Annotated in this window: 18 protein-coding genes; 10 read left to right on the top strand and 8 right to left on the bottom strand. The window is 58.7% G+C overall.

Annotation, left to right across the window (positions count from 1 at the left end; genetic code table 11):
- Positions 1-14 precede the first annotated feature (14 nt).
- On the bottom strand, positions 15-410 hold the full coding sequence (locus FHW76_RS14375) for a lipoprotein (protein WP_183476791.1): 396 nt from the start codon (positions 408-410) through the stop codon (positions 15-17).
- A gap of 409 nt (positions 411-819) precedes the next feature.
- Between FHW76_RS14375 and FHW76_RS14370 the strand changes: the two genes are divergently transcribed.
- Complete coding sequence (locus tag FHW76_RS14370; protein WP_008806959.1) at positions 820-2,040, top strand: MFS transporter; 1,221 nt, start codon at positions 820-822, stop codon at positions 2,038-2,040.
- On the opposite strand, the gene FHW76_RS14365 is transcribed toward FHW76_RS14370, so the two are convergent.
- Positions 2,041-2,598: a DcrB family lipoprotein gene (locus FHW76_RS14365; RefSeq protein WP_012540380.1), complete on the bottom strand. Its 558-nt coding sequence runs from the start codon at positions 2,596-2,598 to the stop codon at positions 2,041-2,043. It lies immediately after the preceding gene.
- Positions 2,599-2,671: 73 nt separating this feature from the next.
- Positions 2,672-3,337, bottom strand: a complete 666-nt coding sequence (locus FHW76_RS14360) for a 7-cyano-7-deazaguanine/7-aminomethyl-7-deazaguanine transporter (protein WP_008806961.1) — start codon at positions 3,335-3,337, stop codon at positions 2,672-2,674.
- A 206-nt stretch (positions 3,338-3,543) separates the two neighbouring features.
- On the opposite strand from FHW76_RS14360, the gene tusA reads away from it, so the two are divergent.
- Positions 3,544-3,789 (top strand): sulfurtransferase TusA, encoded by a 246-nt coding sequence (gene tusA, locus FHW76_RS14355; protein WP_002920858.1) that lies wholly within the window; start codon positions 3,544-3,546, stop codon positions 3,787-3,789.
- Between the two features lie 538 nt (positions 3,790-4,327).
- Here tusA and zntA read toward each other — a convergent pair.
- Both zntA and FHW76_RS14345 read right to left on the bottom strand, forming a co-directional pair.
- Positions 4,328-6,538 carry a Zn(II)/Cd(II)/Pb(II) translocating P-type ATPase ZntA gene (gene zntA / locus FHW76_RS14350; RefSeq protein ID WP_008806962.1) on the bottom strand — a complete coding sequence of 737 codons (2,211 nt, stop codon included), beginning with the start codon at positions 6,536-6,538 and terminating at the stop codon, positions 4,328-4,330.
- Positions 6,539-6,616: 78 nt separating this feature from the next.
- Positions 6,617-7,243, bottom strand: a complete 627-nt coding sequence (locus tag FHW76_RS14345) for a lysoplasmalogenase (RefSeq protein WP_004173987.1) — start codon at positions 7,241-7,243, stop codon at positions 6,617-6,619.
- 150 nt (positions 7,244-7,393) lie between these two features.
- Between FHW76_RS14345 and FHW76_RS14340 the strand changes: the two genes are divergently transcribed.
- Positions 7,394-7,744 carry a DUF2500 domain-containing protein gene (locus FHW76_RS14340; RefSeq protein ID WP_165454255.1) on the top strand — a complete coding sequence of 117 codons (351 nt, stop codon included), beginning with the start codon at positions 7,394-7,396 and terminating at the stop codon, positions 7,742-7,744.
- A 13-nt stretch (positions 7,745-7,757) separates the two neighbouring features.
- Here the strand turns inward: FHW76_RS14340 and FHW76_RS14335 are convergent, their stop codons facing one another.
- Complete coding sequence (locus FHW76_RS14335; RefSeq protein ID WP_002920822.1) at positions 7,758-8,033, bottom strand: DUF1145 family protein; 276 nt, start codon at positions 8,031-8,033, stop codon at positions 7,758-7,760.
- On the bottom strand, positions 8,023-8,619 hold the full coding sequence (rsmD, locus tag FHW76_RS14330; RefSeq protein WP_002920820.1) for a 16S rRNA (guanine(966)-N(2))-methyltransferase: 597 nt from the start codon (positions 8,617-8,619) through the stop codon (positions 8,023-8,025). The genes FHW76_RS14335 and rsmD overlap by 11 nt, the downstream gene beginning before the upstream one ends.
- 183 nt (positions 8,620-8,802) lie before the next feature.
- Between rsmD and ftsY the strand changes: the two genes are divergently transcribed.
- The 4 genes from ftsY to rpoH all read left to right on the top strand — a co-directional run bounded on the left by ftsY (position 8,803) and on the right by rpoH (position 13,169).
- Positions 8,803-10,326, top strand: a complete 1,524-nt coding sequence (ftsY, locus tag FHW76_RS14325; protein WP_044650079.1) for a signal recognition particle-docking protein FtsY — start codon at positions 8,803-8,805, stop codon at positions 10,324-10,326.
- A gap of 2 nt (positions 10,327-10,328) precedes the next feature.
- Complete coding sequence (ftsE, locus tag FHW76_RS14320) at positions 10,329-10,997, top strand: cell division ATP-binding protein FtsE (protein WP_008806964.1); 669 nt, start codon at positions 10,329-10,331, stop codon at positions 10,995-10,997.
- The gene (gene ftsX, locus FHW76_RS14315; protein ID WP_008806965.1) at positions 10,990-12,045 is read left to right on the top strand and encodes a permease-like cell division protein FtsX; all 1,056 of its coding nucleotides are present in this window, start codon (positions 10,990-10,992) and stop codon (positions 12,043-12,045) included. Before ftsE ends, ftsX begins: the two co-directional genes overlap by 8 nt.
- A 269-nt stretch (positions 12,046-12,314) precedes the next feature.
- Positions 12,315-13,169, top strand: coding sequence for an RNA polymerase sigma factor RpoH (gene rpoH, locus FHW76_RS14310; RefSeq protein ID WP_002920815.1), 855 nt, complete (start codon positions 12,315-12,317; stop codon positions 13,167-13,169).
- 52 nt (positions 13,170-13,221) lie between these two features.
- Here rpoH and FHW76_RS14305 read toward each other — a convergent pair whose 3' ends face one another.
- Positions 13,222-14,745: a PLP-dependent aminotransferase family protein gene (locus tag FHW76_RS14305; RefSeq protein WP_023323355.1), complete on the bottom strand. Its 1,524-nt coding sequence runs from the start codon at positions 14,743-14,745 to the stop codon at positions 13,222-13,224.
- A 118-nt stretch (positions 14,746-14,863) separates the two neighbouring features.
- Here FHW76_RS14305 and FHW76_RS14300 point away from each other — a divergent pair, with 118 nt between their 5' ends.
- The 3 genes from FHW76_RS14300 (at position 14,864) to livJ (ending at position 18,882) form a co-directional block, all read left to right on the top strand.
- Positions 14,864-16,129, top strand: a complete 1,266-nt coding sequence (locus FHW76_RS14300) for a 4-aminobutyrate--2-oxoglutarate transaminase (RefSeq protein WP_044650082.1) — start codon at positions 14,864-14,866, stop codon at positions 16,127-16,129.
- A gap of 147 nt (positions 16,130-16,276) precedes the next feature.
- Positions 16,277-17,521 carry an aromatic amino acid transport family protein gene (locus FHW76_RS14295; protein ID WP_008806968.1) on the top strand — a complete coding sequence of 415 codons (1,245 nt, stop codon included), beginning with the start codon at positions 16,277-16,279 and terminating at the stop codon, positions 17,519-17,521.
- A 257-nt stretch (positions 17,522-17,778) separates the two neighbouring features.
- Positions 17,779-18,882: a branched chain amino acid ABC transporter substrate-binding protein LivJ gene (gene livJ, locus FHW76_RS14290; RefSeq protein ID WP_002920812.1), complete on the top strand. Its 1,104-nt coding sequence runs from the start codon at positions 17,779-17,781 to the stop codon at positions 18,880-18,882.
- Positions 18,883-19,141 lie beyond the last annotated feature (259 nt).

Here is a 19,141-nt window from a genome sequence, read left to right as displayed (position 1 = left end):
ACCCGTATGTATATTTATTGTTGCATTGCGGTGTTTGCCGCCAGGGTAACCTGGATATCTTTATCGAGGTTGTGTACCCAACGGTTATAGTTTCTATGAATTTTTCCGTTGGCGGCCATTAGATTCAGACTACTCATATAAACAATAGAATAACTTGTTGCGGAGTAGTTAATTTTAATGTCAGCAACATGGTCGCGATTTTGTAAGTGACCTTTAATAACGCCAGGGCCCGCATCAGACATAATCCATTCGCGCTGTGCACCCGCTTTGATAATCGCATCCTTCACCTGCGCCGCAGTATGACCGGCACTCACTATCGTATTGACTTGTTCAATAGGGGCGGTACGCGCGCAACCGGCAAGCGCGCTGACAACCGTTGCGGCAATCATCCAATGAATAATTTTTTTCATGAATACTCCATATCAATTTATTAGCTACAGGGCATTGGTTTATGCCACGTGAGAAAAATTTAAGCAGGCTGATATGCTGTGGTTGTTCTGTCAGATTCAAATCTTCATCTGTATTTATAAATATGACAGATGAATACTCCAATGTTATTGAAATATTAAAATTCTGATAAACAATAAGGCGCTATCAGGGCAGCGATGAAGTATATGTAATTTAATCCTGACCAGGCAATAGCGACAATCATTAATATGCATGTATATATTTCAATTGAGTAAAGCCGACAAATCGTCGCGGAATTTGCGGTGATGGGCATGGCGATGTCGCCGGTCCGGCTATTACTATCGGAAGGCTGCTTTTCAACGGAGGTCGTGGTAATAGTGGTTCTATGTTATAAAACTCTGGTGGAACCTGATGCCCGAACCCGTCGCCGAGCCGGCGCTCAATGGACTGCGCCTCAATCTGCGGATTGTCTCTGTCGTTATCTTTAACTTTGCCAGCTATCTCACCATCGGCCTGCCGCTGGCGGTGCTGCCCGGCTATGTGCATGATGTCATGGGCTTTAGCGCTTTCTGGGCCGGGCTGGTGATTAGTCTGCAATATTTCGCCACGCTGCTCAGCCGCCCGCATGCCGGGCGCTATGCCGACCTGCTGGGGCCTAAAAAGATTGTCGTCTTCGGTCTCTGTGGCTGTTTTTTGAGCGGTTTGAGCTATCTGTTGGCGGCCTGGAGCAGCGGCTGGCCTCTGGTTAGCTTGCTGCTGTTATGCCTCGGACGGGTGATCCTTGGTATCGGCCAGAGCTTCGCCGGCACAGGCTCGACGCTGTGGGGCGTCGGCGTGGTCGGTTCGCTGCATATCGGGCGGGTGATCTCGTGGAACGGGATTGTGACCTACGGGGCGATGGCGATGGGCGCGCCGCTCGGCGTGCTGTGCTATTCACACATTGGCCTCAGCGGCCTGGCGGTAGTCATTATGGCGGTGGCGCTGGTGGCGATCCTCTGTGCGCTGCCCCGCGCGGCGGTGAAGGCTACCAAAGGTAAAGCGATGTCGTTTCGCGCGGTGCTTGGCCGGGTCTGGCCCTACGGTATGGCGCTGGCGCTGGCCTCCGCCGGCTTCGGGGTGATCGCCACCTTTATCACGCTGTTTTATGACGCCAAAGGCTGGGACGGCGCGGCTTTCGCTCTGACGTTATTCAGCTGCGCGTTCGTTGGCACGCGGCTGCTGTTTCCTAACGGCATTAATCGCCTCGGTGGACTGAACGTGGCGATGCTCTGCTTTAGCGTGGAGATTATCGGACTACTGCTGGTCGGCTTTGCCGATACGCCGTTGCTGGCGAAAATCGGTACCTTCCTTACCGGGGCGGGGTTCTCGCTGGTCTTCCCGGCGCTGGGGGTGGTGGCGGTCAAAGCGGTGCCGCAGCACAATCAGGGGTCGGCGCTGGCGACCTATACCGTGTTTATGGATTTGTCGTTGGGGGTCACCGGGCCGCTGGCCGGATTGCTGATGGCGTGGACCGGGATCTCGATGATTTATCTCGCCGCGGCTGGGCTGGTGATGGCGGCGCTGCTGTTGGGCTGGCGGCTAAAAAAACGGCCCCCGGTTAGCGAACCGGAGGCCATCGCACCAGGCCAGTAATTACTGGATGGTGAGGGTGTTGATGATGCTTTCTGCTTCGGTCTGCGCCTGCTGCTGGTTGTCCGCCGGCAGGGTCACCTGCAGGGTCAGCAGTTTGTCATCCACTTTGCCGAGGATCACGGAAGACCAGGCGGTCTGCCCCTTGGCAGAGATGATGCTGTCCAGCTGCTGCAGGGTATGGCCTTTCATCTCCAGCGATTTGTTGCTCACCACCTGCAGCTGCGGGTCGCGGCTACGCTGCTGATCTTCCAGTCGTTTCGCCAGTACCGCCAGATCTTCATTGGTGCTGTCGCCGACGATGACGATGACCGCTTTCTGGCCGGTAGCGTCAGAGTAGACGTGCATGTTGTTCGCCTGGGTACCCAGTTTGCCGCTCTGGTCGGCCATGCCCGCAGGCAGGGTGAAGCTCAGTTTGCCATCCAGCAGGCTGATTGCCTGGCCGCTGGCATTGCTCTCCGCTGCTGCGCCAACGGTTGGCGCTTTTGAATCGCTGTTATCGCAGGCGGCAAGCCCCATTACCAGCAGGCCAATACCGACATATTTAACCAAATTGCGCATTGACATCTTCCTTTCGATAAACGGCCACTAATGGCTCATCCGGCTATCTTAACACATCGGCCCGCGAGTACCTTTAACTCGGCTGTAATGCCGACAAATCAGATTTATCCGCCAGTCTTTTCAACAGCATATTTAACAGCACGCCGTACATCGGCAGGAAGAAAATAATGCTGATAAGCACTTTAAAGCTGTAGTCGACGAGGGCGATTTCCCCCCAGTGGGCGGCCATAAACGGGTCCGGGCTGCGCCAGAAAGCGATAAAGAAGAACGCGACGGTATCGCTGATGTTGCCGAACAGCGTCGAGGCGGTGGGGGCCAGCCACCAGTGGCGACTCTGCCGCAGGCGGTTGAAGACGTGGACGTCGAGGATCTGCCCCAGTGCATAGGCCATAAAGCTGGCGATGGCGATGCGCGCGACGAAGAGATTAAAGGTGCCCAGCGCGGCAAAGCCCTGCCACTCGCCCATGTAGAACAGCGCAGAGATGCCGTAAGAGATAACCAGCGCCGGGACCATCACCGCGAAAATGATGCGTCGCGCCAGCGGTGCGCCAAAAATGCGTACCGTCAGATCGGTGGCGAGAAAGATAAACGGAAAACTAAACGCGCCCCAGGTGGTATGGAAACCAAAAATGGAGATCGGCAGCTGAACCAGATAGTTGCTGGAGGTGATGACCAGCAGATGAAATAGCGAAAGCCAGACGAGCGCTTTTTTGCGCTGTACGGTAGTAAACGGATTCATATTGTGACCTTTTTATGCCCGTCATGCTTCAGGTTAAGGAGCAATCGGCAGCGGAACGTTGGGGTGAGGGAACCCAATAAAAAACGGCTGCATGATACTGCGTTGTCGGCGTAATGCAATGGTTGTTTTTCGCGCAAACGTTAACCTGGCTTGCGTACTGGCGAACTGGGGGTAAACTAGGGCCGTTTTGTTAACGTGAGACTAAAATGAGCGAACTTTTCTCCACTCCTGACCATACCCTGGATGCCCTGGGGCTCCGCTGCCCGGAGCCGGTCATGATGGTGCGTAAAACCGTGCGGACGATGCCGGTCGGCGAGACGCTGCTGATTATTGCTGACGATCCGGCCACCACCCGCGATATCCCGGGATTCTGCCGCTTTATGGAGCATGAGCTGGTGGCCCAGGAAACCGAAGCCCTGCCGTACCGCTATCTGATCCGCAAAAGCCACTGAGCTTTTCCCGGATAGCGGCGCGTAGCGCCTTATCCGGGCTACCCGACGGTCCGGAATCGTAGCCCTGCTAAGCGCAGCGCGAGCAGGGAATATCCCGGATGGCGGCGCGTAGCGCCTTATCCGGGCTACCCGACGGTCTGGAACCGTAGCCCTGCTAAGCGCAGCGCGAGCAGGGAATACCCCGGATGGCGGCGCGTAGCGCCTTATCCGGGCTACCCGACGGTCCGGAATCGTAGCCCTGCTAAGCGTAGCGCGAGCAGGGAATATCCCGGATGGCGGCGCGTAGCGCCTTATCCGGACTACCCGACGGTCCGGAACCGTAGCCCTGCTAAGCGCAGCGCGAGCAGGGAATACCCCGGATGGCGGCGCGTAGCGCCTTATCCGGGCTACCCGACGGTCTGGAATCGTAGCCCTGCTAAGCGCAGCGCGAGCAGGAAATACTCCGGATGGCGGCGCGTAGCGCCTTATCCGGGCTACCCGACGGTCTGGAACCGTAGCCCTGCTAAGCGTAGCGCGAGCAGGGAAGCCGGTATCTATGCTACAACTTCTTACGCAATAACCGCAGCGCGTTAGCCGTTACCAGCACGGTGGCGCCGGTATCCGCCAGCACCGCCAGCCACAGGCCGGTCAGGCCAAGCAGGGTGGTGACGAGGAAAATCCCCTTCAGCCCTAAGGCTATCGCGATGTTCTGGCGAATATTGGCATGGGTGGCGCGCGCCAGAGAAATCATCTGCGCCAGGCCGGTCAGACGGTTATGGGTCAGCGCGGCGTCGGCCGTCTCCAGCGCCACATCGGTGCCGCTGCCCATGGCGATGCCGATGGTGGCCGCTTTCATCGCCGGGGCGTCGTTGATTCCGTCCCCGACCATCGCCAGCGGCGCATCGGCATTCAGCGCCATGACGGCTTTCACTTTGTCCGCCGGCAGCAGACCGGCGCGGAATTCCAGCCCCAGTTCGCTGGCGATGGCTGCCGCGGCGCGCGGGTTATCCCCGGTAAGGATCACCCCCTGAACCCCCAACTGATGCAGAGCATCCACCGCCTGACGCGCGTCGTCGCGCAGGGTGTCGCGCAGCGCCAGAATACCGAGCAGCGTCTCGCCGCGCATCACCAGCACTACCGTTTGCCCGGCGCTTTCCAGCTGCTGGATCTGCGCCTCATGTTCTGCCGGGGCGGCTTTGCTGGCGGCGCAGATCAAGATGCGGCTGCCGTTCACCTCGGCTTCGATGCCAGAGCCCGCCAGCGCCCGCTGGCCGCTGGCAAGCGGAATACTCAGCTGACGCCGCTGTGCTTCACGGACGATGGCCTGCGCCAGCGGGTGGCTGGAGCCTTGCTCCACCGCCGCCGCCAGCGCCAGCAGCGCGTTGTCGTCAACCTCAGCTGTGGCGATCACCGAAGTCACCTGCGGCTGGCCGACGGTCAGAGTGCCGGTTTTATCGAACGCCACCTGCCGCACCTGGCCCAGCTGTTCCAGCGCCGCGCCGCCTTTGATTAGCGCCCCGCGGCGGGCGGCGACCGCCAGGCCGGAGGTGATGGCCGCCGGCGTGGAGATGACCAGCGCGCACGGACAGCCGATCAGCAGCAGCGTCAGCCCTTTATAAATCCACGGCAGCCAGGCACTGGCGAAGAACAGCGGTGGGACAATGGCGACCAACAAAGCTACGACCATAATGGCCGGGGTGTAGATCCGGCTGAAGCGATCGATAAAACGCTCGATTGGCGCCCGACGTTCCTCTGCCTCTTCAATCAGCTTCAGGATGCGGTCGATGGCGCTGTCGCCCGGTTCGGATATCACGGTAAGCTGCACCAGGCGATCGACGCTGGTGGCGCCCGCCGCGACTCGTTCCCCGGCCTGACGCTCCACCGGCACCGACTCGCCGGTCAGGGCGCTTTCATCAAAGCTGGCAAACGGCGACAGCAGCTGGCCATCCGCCGGCAGACGCCCGCCGGCGGCCACTTCAATCACATCTCCGGGACGCAGGTCGCGCTGGGCGACGGTTTCCCGCACACCGTTGCGCAGACGGATGGCGGTGTCGGGCTTCAGCGCCATCAGCGCGCTCACCCCCTGCCGTGCGCGGCTGGCGGCCCAGCCTTCGAGACGCTCGCCGATCAGGAACAGCAGCAGGACCATCGCCGCTTCCGCAGTGGCGCCGATAAACAGCGCCCCGATGGCGGCGACGCTCATCAGCGTTTCAATGGCAAACCAGCTCCCGCTCTTGATCAGGCGCAGCGCCTGGCGAGCAACCGGCCACAGGCCAACCAGGGTGGTGGCAATAAAGGCCAACTGACCGGCAGGGTGGTTGGCCTGCTCCAGCCCCCAGCTCAGGGCCATCATGATAACCAGCGTCAGTAACGGCAGATTGTCGCGCAGCAGCGACCCTCGGGTTTTCTCTGCTGCGGGAGCATCGGCATCGCGCAGCGTATAGCCCGCCTGGCGGACCGCGTTCTCAACCTGAGCGCGGATATCGCCCTCGGCGTTAACCAGCAACTTTTCTGTGGCGAACAGCACCTGGACCTGACTGACGCCGGGTACCTGGCGAACCGCGGTTTCCACCTTGCGGGCGCAGGCGGCGCAGTCCATGCCATCAACCTGCCAGCTATAGCGGGCGTCGTCGAGCGCTTCGGCGGCAGGGGCGGATTCTGTGGCGCAGGCGTGATCTGTACAGCAGCTCTCCGCCGGCGCGGTCGCTGGCCGCATGGTGAATGACGAGAATTGTGGGACTTTTTTATCCTGCGCGTCTGGAGTCGACATGGCACCCTCCGGGAAATGATAATTTTCTCATTAGCCGTAGGATACACTCTGGAGTCGACTCCAGAGTCAAGGACTAAATTACAGGTATAGCGCGCGCACGATCAGGAAGTGGCCGGCAAAGTAGAACGCGGCGGCAATGGCGTTATCGGCGCGGAAGCGGCGACGATAGTGGCTCACCAGCCACACGGCATTGCTCAGCAGCAGCAGGGCCGCGCCAGCGAAACCGGACAGCGCGGTGTTGGTGGGGCGGGCAAACCACAGCTCACCGGCCAGCCAGACCATCACCAGCGTCATTCCAATAAAGGTCAGCACCGGCATTTTCATCTCTTCCAGCCGACTCCAGATCACCGCCATCAGCAGGGCGCCGAATACCAGCAGCACCAGCGGCAGCGGCCAGAAGAACGACAGCGTCAGCTGGCTGGCGAACCAGATGGTATACAGCAGATGTGACAGGAAGAAAGCGCCCACCGCGTACATCACCCGCTGGCGCGGCAGCAGGGTCAGGGCGTCGCCGAGCAGCGAGGCGCACAGGCCGGCCAGCACCAGATAGCTGATGGCATTGAACATCGGCGCCTGCCAGGCCAGTAACAGCAACAGAATCAGGGTGACAGGTTTAAATACCCAACGTCGCCAGGCCGGCCCACGATAGGATGCATCGACATAAAGCCATGCGGAGAAACAGACAGCAATAAATGACCAAAGCATAGTAAGTCCCTGTATCTGTTATCATAAAGAAAGTTACGGATGCGTGATGCTACAACTCAGTGTAGTGGTTTGGCGTAGCAGATGACAATGTTATTCCCGACGCAGTATGCTGAATCCTGATATTTTTTATGGGTAACCTTGATGAGTAAAATGCCCCTCTTTTTTGTTCTGGTCGTCGCGGTGATTGTGGTGGCGGCTTCGTTTCGCTATGTCCAGCAGCGCCGTGAGAAACAGGCGAATGACGCCGCGCCGTTGCTACAAAAGCGGGTTATCGTCAGCAATAAACGGGAAAAAGTGATTAACGATCGGCGCTCGCGGCAGCAGACGGTGACGCCCGCAGGCAGTGAGACGCGCTATGAAGCGAGCTTTCGCCCCGAAAACGGTGGACTGGAGGTGATGTTTCGCCTCGACGCGCCGCAATATCATGCGCTGAGCGTGGGCGATCGCGGGATGTTGAGTTATAAGGGCACAGCGTTCGTGGCGTTTACGCCCGATCCCTGAGCCCTTTTCAGGACTACTTTTTCAGCGTCGCCTTCAGTTTTTTCTGCCAGGCGACGAGCTCAAACACGCCGAAGATAAAAATGCGGATTTGCTCAAAGCGGCTCAGCGGCGGCGCCTCTTTCGGCTGCGTCGCCTTCAGCAGCGTCAACTGCAGCCCGTGCATCAGGATCATGAAAATCAGCGCGACGTTGACGAAAATATTCAGCGGCTTCGGGAAGGGCTGAAACAGGTTCAATAACAGAAAGGCCCAGACGCACAGCATCAGCAGGCGGCCTAAATTAATCAGCATGGTGCTCTCCTTGGGCCTCACGTTGGTAAAGACGGTAGGCGACCTGTCCGGCCACTTTTTCACGATACAGCTGCCAGTTAGCTGGCACCGGCGGTAAACCGTTTTCGACTTCGCTTTCGACATACACCAGGGCCTCATCGGCCAGCCAGCCTTGTGTCTCCAGCAGACGTAGCGTCTCTTCCAGTAGCCCCTGACGGAACGGCGGGTCGACGAACACGATCTGGTGCGGTGTCCCCGGCTGGCTCAGGAAGCTGAGGGTGTTGGTGGTGATCACCTTGCCGCGATCCGCTTTCAGGGTGGCGAGATTTTTTTGCAACTGCTGGGCTACGCCGCGCTCCATCTCCAGTAGCGTGGTGCTGGCCGCATAGCGGGACAGCGCCTCCAGCCCCAGCGCGCCGCTGCCGGCAAAGCAGTCGAGGCAGTGCGCGTCAACGATGGACGGCGCCAGCCAGTTAAAAAGGGTTTCGCGAACCCGGTCGGTGGTCGGCCGCAGGCCCGGGCTCTCCGGCACCGGTAATTTACGGCCGCGCCATTGCCCACCGATAATGCGGATCTGGCCGCTGCCCGCGTGGTTTGGTTTTTTCATCTCTCTGCTCAAGTCTCAACTTCCGGCCTGCTATTCTAGCGATCGACGGCGGTTGACGAAACCTTAATCCGGGGGCGGTGCTGCGAGTTAAGTTAAGTGATAGACTATCCGACTAATTTCATCATTTTTTCAGCTTCTGATGAAGCTGCGCCATGAATAAAACAGCGAGGAGTGTGGTCGCAAATGGCAAAAGAGAAAAAACGTGGCTTCTTTTCCTGGCTGGGCTTTGGACAGAAAGAACAGGCACAGGAAACCGAGACTGAACAAAAAGTAGAAGAACAACAAGCGGTTGCCGATGAGTCGCCGGTAGCGGAAACCCCTGCTGAGCCGAGCGCGCCGAAAGCAGACCCGGAGGCGTTTGCCGAAGATGTCGTCGAAGTGACCGAGACGGTGGTCGAAAGCGAAAAAGCGCACCTCGCGGAGCCTGCCAGCGTGCAGGAAAAAGAGTGGGTGGAAACGCCTGCTCTGGTCGAAGACGCGCCTGTTGTTGAACCGGAGCCCGCGGTCAGCGAACCGCCTGAACAGCCTGCGGTGGTTGAGCCGCTGGCGGAAGAGGTGATCGCCGAACCGGTGGTGGCGGAAGCCGTAGCAGAGCAGCCTGTGGCAGACGTTATCGCCGAGCCGCAGGAGACGGAGGTCCCTGAAGAGGACGCCCCGTTAAGCGATGAAGAGCTGGAAGCACTGGCGCTGGCGGCCGAGGCGGCCGAAGAGGCGGCGGTCGTGGTGCCGGAGCCCGAGGACGAGGCGCCGGTGGAAGCGCTGGCTCAGGAGCAGGAAAAACCGACGAAAGAAGGCTTTTTCGCCCGCCTCAAGCGTAGCTTGCTGAAAACCAAAGAAAATCTCGGTTCCGGATTTATCAGCCTGTTCCGCGGCAAGAAGATCGACGATGATCTGTTTGAAGAGCTGGAAGAGCAACTGCTGATCGCCGACGTCGGGGTGGAAACCACCCGCAAGATCATTACTAACCTGACGGAAGGCGCCAGCCGTAAGCAACTGCGCGATGCGGAAGCGCTGTACGGCCTGCTGAAAGAAGAGATGGGCGAGATTCTCGCCAAAGTGGATGAGCCGCTGAACGTAGAAGGCAAAACGCCATTTGTTATTTTGATGGTCGGCGTAAACGGGGTGGGGAAAACCACCACCATCGGCAAGCTGGCGCGTCAGTTTGAGCAGCAGGGTAAATCGGTGATGCTGGCGGCGGGTGATACCTTCCGCGCGGCGGCGGTGGAACAGCTGCAGGTCTGGGGTCAGCGTAACAATATCCCGGTGATCGCCCAGCATACTGGCGCGGACTCCGCCTCGGTGATTTTCGACGCCATTCAGGCGGCGAAGGCGCGCCATGTTGACGTACTGATTGCCGACACCGCCGGGCGTCTGCAGAATAAATCGCACCTGATGGAAGAGCTGAAGAAGATTGTCCGGGTGATGAAAAAACTGGACGTCGACGCGCCGCATGAGGTGATGTTAACTATTGACGCCAGCACCGGGCAGAATGCCATTAGCCAGGCCAAACTGTTCCATGAGGCGGTAGGATTGACCGGGATCACCCTGACCAAGCTGGACGGCACCGCCAAAGGCGGCGTGATCTTCTCGGTGGCCGATCAGTTCGGCATTCCGATTCGCTATATTGGCGTCGGCGAGCGTATTGAGGATCTGCGTCCGTTTAATGCGGGCGACTTTATTGAGGCACTTTTTGCCCGAGAGGATTAAGAATGATTCGCTTTGAACAAGTCAGCAAAGCCTATCTCGGTGGGAGACAAGCGCTGCAGGGGGTGACCTTCCACCTGCAGCCGGGCGAGATGGCGTTTCTGACCGGCCATTCCGGCGCAGGGAAGAGTACCCTGCTGAAGCTTATCTGTGGTATTGAACGGCCCAGCGCCGGGAAAATCTTCTTCAGCGGTCATGAAATCAGCCGCCTGAAGAGCCGTGAGGTGCCATTCCTGCGCCGCCAGATCGGCATGATTTTCCAGGACCACCATTTGCTGATGGATCGTACCGTGTATGACAACGTGGCGATCCCGCTGATTATCGCCGGCGCCAGCGGCGATGACATTCGTCGCCGCGTCTCGGCGGCGCTGGACAAGGTCGGCCTGCTGGACAAAGCGAAGAACTTTCCGATTCAGCTCTCCGGCGGTGAGCAGCAGCGCGTCGGTATAGCCCGCGCGGTGGTCAACAAGCCGGCGGTGCTGCTGGCGGATGAACCGACCGGTAACCTCGACGAGGCGCTCTCGGAGGGGATTTTACGTCTGTTTGAAGAGTTTAACCGCGTTGGGGTGACGGTACTGATGGCGACGCACGATCTGGGGCTTATCTCCAGTCGTCCGTACCGCGTGCTGTCGCTCAGCGACGGCCATCTGCATGGAGGCATTCGGGGTGAATAAGCGCGACGCAATGAACCAGATTCGCCAGTTCGGCAGTAAGTTCGATCGCCTGCGCAACGCGGCGGGTGGCAGCGGCGGCGGGCGCAATGCGCCAAAACGGCCGAAAGCGGCGCCTAACCCGGCCTCGCGTAAGAGTAACGTGTTCAACGAACAGGTGCGCTATGCCTGGCACGGCGCGTTGCAGGATCTCAAAAGCACGCCGCTGGCGACCTTCCTGACGGTGATGGTCATCGCCATTTCGTTGACCCTGCCAAGCGTCTGCTACATGGTCTACAAAAACGTCAGCAGCGCGGCGTCACAGTATTATCCATCGCCGCAGATCACCGTTTATCTGGAAAAAACGCTGGATGACGACGCCGCGGCGCGGGTGGTGGGCCAGCTGCAGGCGGAGCAGGGCGTCGACAAGGTAAACTATTTGTCCCGTGACGAGGCGCTGGGTGAATTCCGTAACTGGTCAGGCTTTGGCGGCGCACTGGATATGCTGGAAGAGAACCCGCTGCCGGCGGTCGCCATCGTGGTGCCGAAGCTGGATTTCCAGAGCACGGAAGCGCTCAATACCCTGCGCGAGCGGGTATCGCGGATCCAGGGGGTGGATGAGGTGCGGATGGACGACAGCTGGTTTGCCCGTCTCTCCTCGCTTACCGGGCTGGTAGGCCGCGTGTCGGCGATGATCGGCGTGCTGATGGTGGCGGCGGTGTTCCTGGTGATCGGCAACAGCGTGCGCCTGAGCATCTTTGCCCGCCGCGATACCATTAACGTGCAGAAGCTGATCGGCGCCACCGACGGCTTTATCCTGCGTCCGTTCCTCTACGGCGGGGCGATGCTGGGATTCTCCGGCGCGTTTTTATCGCTGATCCTGTCGGAGATTCTGGTGATGCGCCTCTCGTCGGCAGTGACCGAAGTGGCGAAAGTGTTCGGCACCCAGTTTGAGCTGAGCGGCCTGGGCTTCGACGAGTGCCTGTTGATGCTGATTGTCTGCTCGATGATCGGGTGGGTCGCCGCCTGGCTGGCGACAGTGCAACATTTACGTCACTTTACTCCCGATTAAAAAAAGCGTGATATAATCTTTCCCTGCTGCAATGAGTTCCTGTTCGCAGGGAAAGATACCGCAAGCTTGTTCTCCTTTTCCTGCCCTCACTTGTTCATCGTGGTGTCACATTTTGTGCGTAATTTATTCACACCGTTGCATGGAACTTGTGGATAAAATCACTGTCTGATACTAATGTGAGTGATATTCTCGTTGCTCATGAATGCTGGCATGCTTGTTGCCTGATGGGGACAAGAACGCGTCAGAAGATATCAATTGAGAGGATTTGAATGACCAAAGAAATGCAAACTTTAGCTTTAGCCCCCGTTGGTAACCTGGAATCGTACATCCGGGCCGCTAACACTTGGCCGATGCTGTCGGCTGATGAAGAGCGGGAGCTTGCTGAAAAGCTGCATTACCAGGGCGATCTGGAAGCAGCGAAAAAGCTGATTCTGTCTCACCTGCGCTTTGTTGTTCACATTGCTCGTAACTACTCGGGCTATGGCCTGCCGCAGGCGGATCTGATCCAGGAAGGCAATATCGGCCTGATGAAAGCCGTGCGTCGCTTCAACCCGGAAGTGGGTGTGCGCCTGGTCTCCTTCGCCGTGCACTGGATTAAAGCTGAAATTCACGAATACGTGCTGCGTAACTGGCGTATTGTGAAGGTCGCTACCACCAAAGCACAGCGTAAGCTGTTCTTTAACCTGCGTAAAACCAAACAGCGTCTGGGTTGGTTCAACCAGGATGAAGTGGAAATGGTGGCCCGTGAGCTGGGCGTGTCGAGCAAAGACGTCCGCGAGATGGAATCCCGTATGGCGGCCCAGGACATGACCTTCGACATGTCTTCCGACGATGAGTCCGACAGCCAGCCGATGGCGCCGGTCCTTTATCTGCAGGACAAAACGTCTAACTTTGCCGACGGCATCGAAGACGACAACTGGGAAGAGCAGGCGGCGAATAAGCTGACTGATGCGATGCAGGGCCTGGACGAGCGTAGCCAGGACATCATCCGCGCCCGCTGGCTGGACGAAGACAACAAGTCCACGCTTCAGGAACTGGCCGACCGCTACGGCGTCTCCGCAGAGCGTGTGCGTCAGCTGGAAAAGAACGCCATGAAAAAACTGCGTGCCGCTATCGAAGCCTGATACGCCACGCCTGCCTGATACCTGATATCAGGCTCCCCGATAACGCCCCGCCTCAGGTTGGGGCGTTTTGTTTTTCTGCGTCCTCCCGGGGCAGGAGCATCTGCGGGCAGTGCGTCTGCAGGCAGCCGAGTAAGACGCTGAACGCCGGCGCCATCTGCTCTTCGGGCTGGCTGGCGAATCCCATCAGTAATCCTTTCTTCCGCGCCGCCGTCAGGTAGTAGCGCGACAGCGGCCGCACCAGAATGTGGCGCGCATTAGCCTCTTTGGCAATCGCCACATCGTCAGCCTCTGCGGGCAAATTGAGGATCAAATGCAGCCCGGCATTATCGCTGAAGTCAGACAGGGCGTACGGCATACAGTGCCGCTGGATAAGCTCAGTTAAAAAGGCGCGGCGACGGCTGTAGAGCAACCGCATACGGCGGATATGGGCCGAATAGTGGCCGGCGGTAATAAACTCCGCCAGCGCCATCTGGATCAGCGAATGGCCGCCGCGGTAAAGCTCGGCATGGGCGTGCTTCAGATCGCTGACCAGCGGACGGGGGATCACCACGTAGCCCAGGCGCAGGCCGGGATAGAGCGTTTTGCTGAAGGTGCCGATATAGACCACCGGGGCATCGGGGACCAGACCCTGCAGGGCAGGGATCGGCTGGCCGGAAAAGCGAAACTCACTGTCATAATCATCTTCGACGATCCAGCTCCCCTGCTGACGGGCGAGCGCCAGCAGTCGCTGGCGGCGCTCAAGGCTCATCACCGCGCCCAGCGGGTACTGGTGGGAAGGCGTAACGAAGATGAGCCTCGGCGCGTCGTCAACCGTTTCCGGCGGGCACAGGCCGTTGGCATCGACGGTCAGGGGTTCCACCCGAACGTCGTTCATCGCCAGCACGTGGCGGATCCCCCAATAGGAAGGCTCCTCCACCCACGCCAGATCGCCGTTATCACACAGCATGCGGGTGACCAGATCGATCGCCTGGTGGATCCCCTCGGTGATAAGAATTTGATCTGCCTGACAGTGGACGCCGCGCGACACGCGCAGATAATCCACCAGCGCCTGCTGCAGTTCCGGGGTGCCACCGTTGCAGCTATAGCTGAGCCGCTCCGGCTTGGGCCGACGGCTGATACGGGCCTGGATCTTACTGAACAGCGGGTGGGGAAAGGCGTTAACGTCCGGCACGCCGGGTATAAACGCCCCCCACTGGCGCGGGCTGGCGCTGACCTGGCCGAGCAGATGTTGGCCTCGGCGTGAAAGATGCACCGTCGGTGCCGCGATACTGCTGTTTTCTTGCTGACCTTTAGCCGTCAATGAGCTCTCAGGGGCGGTTTGGGCAACGAATGTTCCACTTCCCCGGCGGGAAACCACATATCCTTCCGCCAGTAATTGTTCATAAGTTGTTAATATGGTGTTTCTTGATACGCCGAGTTCACCCGCCAGATCGCGCGACGGCGGCAGGCGGCTTTGCGGCGCCAGCGAACCATCGAGGATCGCGCGGCGCAGCGCGTTATATAAGCGTTTGTGCAGAAGAGGATCCCGCTCTTCCTGCAGACGGACCAGCACCAGGTCACCCACCAGCGAACGCAATTGGATCCCTCAGATATTCTAAATTGGTACTCGATTATAGGGCCAACTCCTGTGTAAATAAACGACATCGTTTCTAATTTGTTGCGATAACGTGACATACACGACAGGAGATTCGCAGGTGAAAAGCTCAGAACTGAATCAACGTCGCCAGCAGGCGACGCCGCGCGGCGTAGGCGTAATGTGTAACTACTTTGTCGAGAAGGCGGAAAACGCCACGCTGTGGGATATCGAAGGCAATGAGGTGATCGATTTCGCCGCCGGGATCGCCGTGTTAAATACCGGTCACCGTCATCCGAAAGTGGTCGCCGCGGTCGCCGATCAGCTGCAGGCGTTCACCCACACCGCCTATCAGATTGTGCCGTACGAAAGTTATGTTTCGCTGGCGGAGCGTATCAACGATCTGGCGCCAATTGACGGGCCGGCAAAAACGGCTTTCTTCACCACCGGCGCGGAAGCGGTTGAGAACGCAGTGAAAATTGCCCGCGCTTACACCGGCCGCCCGGGGCTGATTACTTTCGGCGGCGGCTTCCACGGCCGTACCTTTATGACCATGGCCCTCACCGGTAAGGTCGCGCCCTACAAAATCGGCTTCGGGCCCTTCCCGGGATCGGTCTATCACGGCGTTTATCCCAATGAGGCGCACGGCGTGACCACCGCGGATGCGCTGAAAAGCCTGGAGCGTATTTTCAAAGCGGATATTGCGCCGGATCAGGTAGCGGCCATTATCCTCGAGCCGATCCAGGGGGAAGGCGGCTTTAACGTCGCGCCGGCCGATTTTATGCAGGCGCTGCGCGATCTGTGCGATACCCACGGTATTCTGCTGATCGCTGATGAAGTGCAGACCGGTTTCGCCCGCACCGGCAAGCTGTTCGCTATGCAGCACTATCAGGTGAAACCGGATCTGATGACGATGGCGAAAAGCCTCGCCGGCGGCTTCCCGCTGTCGGGCGTTGTCGGTCGCGCCGAGGTGATGGATGCGCCAGCCCCAGGCGGGCTGGGCGGAACCTATGCCGGTAACCCGCTGGCGGTGGCCGCGGCGCACGCGGTGCTGGATGTCATTGCCGAAGAGCAGCTGTGTCAACGGGCTGAACAGCTGGGTAGCCATCTGCAGGAGGTGCTCAACCAGGCGCGCGCCACCTGCCCGGCGATCGTTGATGTCCGTGGCCGGGGGTCGATGGTGGCGGTGGAGTTTAACGATCCGCAAACTGGCGAGCCGTCGCCGGAGTTCACCCGCCAGGTGCAACAGAAAGCGCAGGAAAACGGCCTGCTGCTGCTGAGCTGTGGCGTCTACGGCAACGTGATCCGCTTCCTGTATCCGTTGACTATCCCCGACGCCCAGTTCTCGAAAGCGCTGGATATTCTGGCGCGCATCCTGAAGAGCTAACGTCTCCCCGGCGGGCTGCGGCGGCAGGGAAGCCGAACAGAAACAGGACGCCGCAGCCAGCTGTTCATGCTCAGCGTGAGTGGTTTATCACCCTGATATCACCTTTTTTCCGGCGGTAAAAACCGCCGGAGTAAAACGGAAAGTATTATGTCTGAAAACTCCACCTTTTCTCCCGTCCTCACCGGCCGGGAACGTACGGCTGTCCCTACAAAATCTCTGAGCTTCATCGAAGGGGTATCGATGATTGTCGGTACCAATATCGGTGCGGGTGTCCTCTCTATCGCCTATGCGTCGAGCAAAGCGGGCTTCTTACCGCTGCTGTTCTGGCTGGTGCTGGTGGGCAGCCTGACGACGGTGACTATGCTCTATGTCGCGGAATCCACGCTCCGCACCCGTAAACATCTGCAGCTCAGTGGTTTATCGAAGCGCTACGTCGGCGGCTTTGGCGCGCTGATGATGTTCCTCTCCGTTTGCGTTAACAGCGTCGGCGCATTGACGGCTTATATGACCGGCAGCGGCAAGCTGTTGCACTCGTTGTTTGGCATCTCGCCGGCGCTGGGCAGCGTGCTGTTTTTCGTCCCGGCGGCAGGGGTGCTCTACCTGGGCCTGAAGGCGATTGGCCGCGGCGAGAAATTTATCAGCATCGGTATGGTGGTGATGATCTCGGTGCTGGTGATTGCCACGCTGTTGAAAGAGACCACCCGCGTGGGCTATCTGCTCGACGGCAACTGGCTGTATATGGTTCCGGTCTTCAATGTCGTGGCATTCTGCTTCTCGGCACAGTATATCGTGCCGGAGATGGCGCGGGGCTTCGCCGACAAACCGGAAAAATTGCCCAGGGCCATTATGGTCGGTATGGCTTTGACCTTTGCCCTGCTGGCGCTGGTGCCGCTATCGGTTATCTCGCTTAATGGCCTGGACAATATCTCGGATGTGGCCACCATCTCCTGGGGCCGGGCGCTTGGCGAATGGGCGTTCTTCTCGGCCAACCTGTTTGCGCTGTGCGCCATGCTGACCTCTTACTGGGGGCTGGGCGGCAGCTTTCTGACCAATATCTTCGATCAGTTCCGCCTGGGGAATGACGAACAGCCCGCCCGGCGCCTGATGGTGCTGTTGGTGGTGGCGATCCCGCCGTTCGTGCTGGCCTATAGCGGCATGGTTTCTTTCGTCAACGCGCTCTATTTTGCCGGAGTGTTCAGCGGCGTCATTTTATCAATTATGCCGATCCTGATGCTGAAGGGCGCCCGCCAGCGTGGCGACCTGACCCCAGGCTGGACCTGTCCGGCCTGGATGACCCATCCGCTTATCCAATGCTTCATTGTGTTGTTGTATCTTTGCAGCGCCGTCTACGCGATAGCGTCCGCGGTAGGCTACCTGCCCGCTGGCTGGTAATCAGGGCCTGTTTTGCACCGCGTCCGGTTCATGCTGGCGCGGTTTTTTTATTTGTCACTTATCTGTTACATAGCCCGCAATTTAGTCGTTTCAAATTCCTCAGAATGACGGTATGTTTAGCATAGTGTGCTGCAAAAGCGCGAGCAGCCCCCGGTGAATTAGCTATCATATGCTTTTCCTATCGATATAAACAAAATAATGCGCTAACAAACAACATCACAACAAATGCAAAAACCATAATAATGGGGAGCCTCAGGATGAATATGAAGGGTAAAGCGTTACTGGCAGGATGTATTGCCTTAGTTATGAGCAGCGCGGCGCTGGCGGAAGACATCAAAATCGCGGTCGTCGGGGCGATGTCCGGCCCGGTGGCTCAGTACGGCGACCAGGAGTTTACCGGTGCCGAGCAGGCGGTAGCGGATATCAACGCTAAGGGCGGCATCAAGGGCAATAAGCTGCAGATCGTCAAATATGATGACGCTTGCGACCCGAAACAGGCGGTAGCGGTCGCCAACAAAGTGGTCAACGACGGCATCAAGTACGTTATTGGCCATCTGTGCTCCTCTTCCACTCAGCCGGCGTCTGACATCTATGAAGACGAAGGCATTCTGATGATCACGCCGGCAGCGACTGCCCCGGAGCTGACCGCGCGCGGCTATAAGCTGATCCTGCGCACCACCGGCCTGGACTCCGATCAGGGACCCACCGCAGCGAAATACATTCTCGACAAAGTGAAGCCGCAGCGTATCGCTGTGGTACATGATAAACAGCAGTACGGTGAAGGTTTGGCCCGTGCGGTGCAGGATGGCCTGAAAAAAGGCGGGGCGAACGTGGTCTTCTTCGACGGCATCACCGCCGGTGAGAAAGATTTCTCCACCCTGGTGGCGCGCCTGAAGAAAGAGAATATCGATTTCGTTTACTACGGTGGCTACCACCCGGAAATGGGCCAGATCCTGCGTCAGGCCCGTGCTGCCGGTCTGAAAACCCAGTTTATGGGCCCGGAAGGCGTAGCGAACGTCTCCCTGTCTAACATCGCCGGCGAGTCGGCGGAAGGCCTGCTGGTGACCAAGCCGAAGAACTACGACCAGGTTCCGGCGAACAAACCGATCGTGGATGCGATCAAGGCGAAGAAACAGGATCCGAGCGGCGCCTTCGTGTGGACCACCTACGCGGCGCTGCAGTCGCTGCAGGCGGGCCTGAATCAGTCTGACGATCCGGCGGAAATCGCTAAATACCTGAAAGGCGCGACGGTAGACACCGTGATGGGCCCGCTGTCGTGGGATCAGAAAGGCGACCTGAAAGGGTTCGAGTTCGGGGTCTTTACCTGGCATGCTAACGGTACGGCGACCGACGCCAAATAATTTAACCGGCGCCTTTCACGCTGCAAATGCGTTGTCTGCGGCCCTCAACCCCGGTCACTTACTGATGTAAGCTCCCGGGGATTTCGGGTCTTGACGCCTTTTTGCAACGCGAAATGCTGGGTTAAATGGGTGGGGGGCGCCTTTCCCGCTGCCGATGCGTTGTCTGCGGCCCTCAACCCCGGTCACTTACTGATGTAAGCTCCCGGGGATTTCGGGTCTTGACGCCTTTTTGCAACGCGAAATGCTGGGTTAAATGGGG

Origin of the sequence: Klebsiella sp. RC2, from assembly GCF_014192815.1 — a bacterium.
GTDB classification, from domain to species: domain Bacteria; phylum Pseudomonadota; class Gammaproteobacteria; order Enterobacterales; family Enterobacteriaceae; genus Klebsiella; species Klebsiella variicola.
The sequence above is the reverse complement of the archived record's forward strand: the minus strand, read 5'-3'. Positions and strand labels throughout refer to the sequence as shown.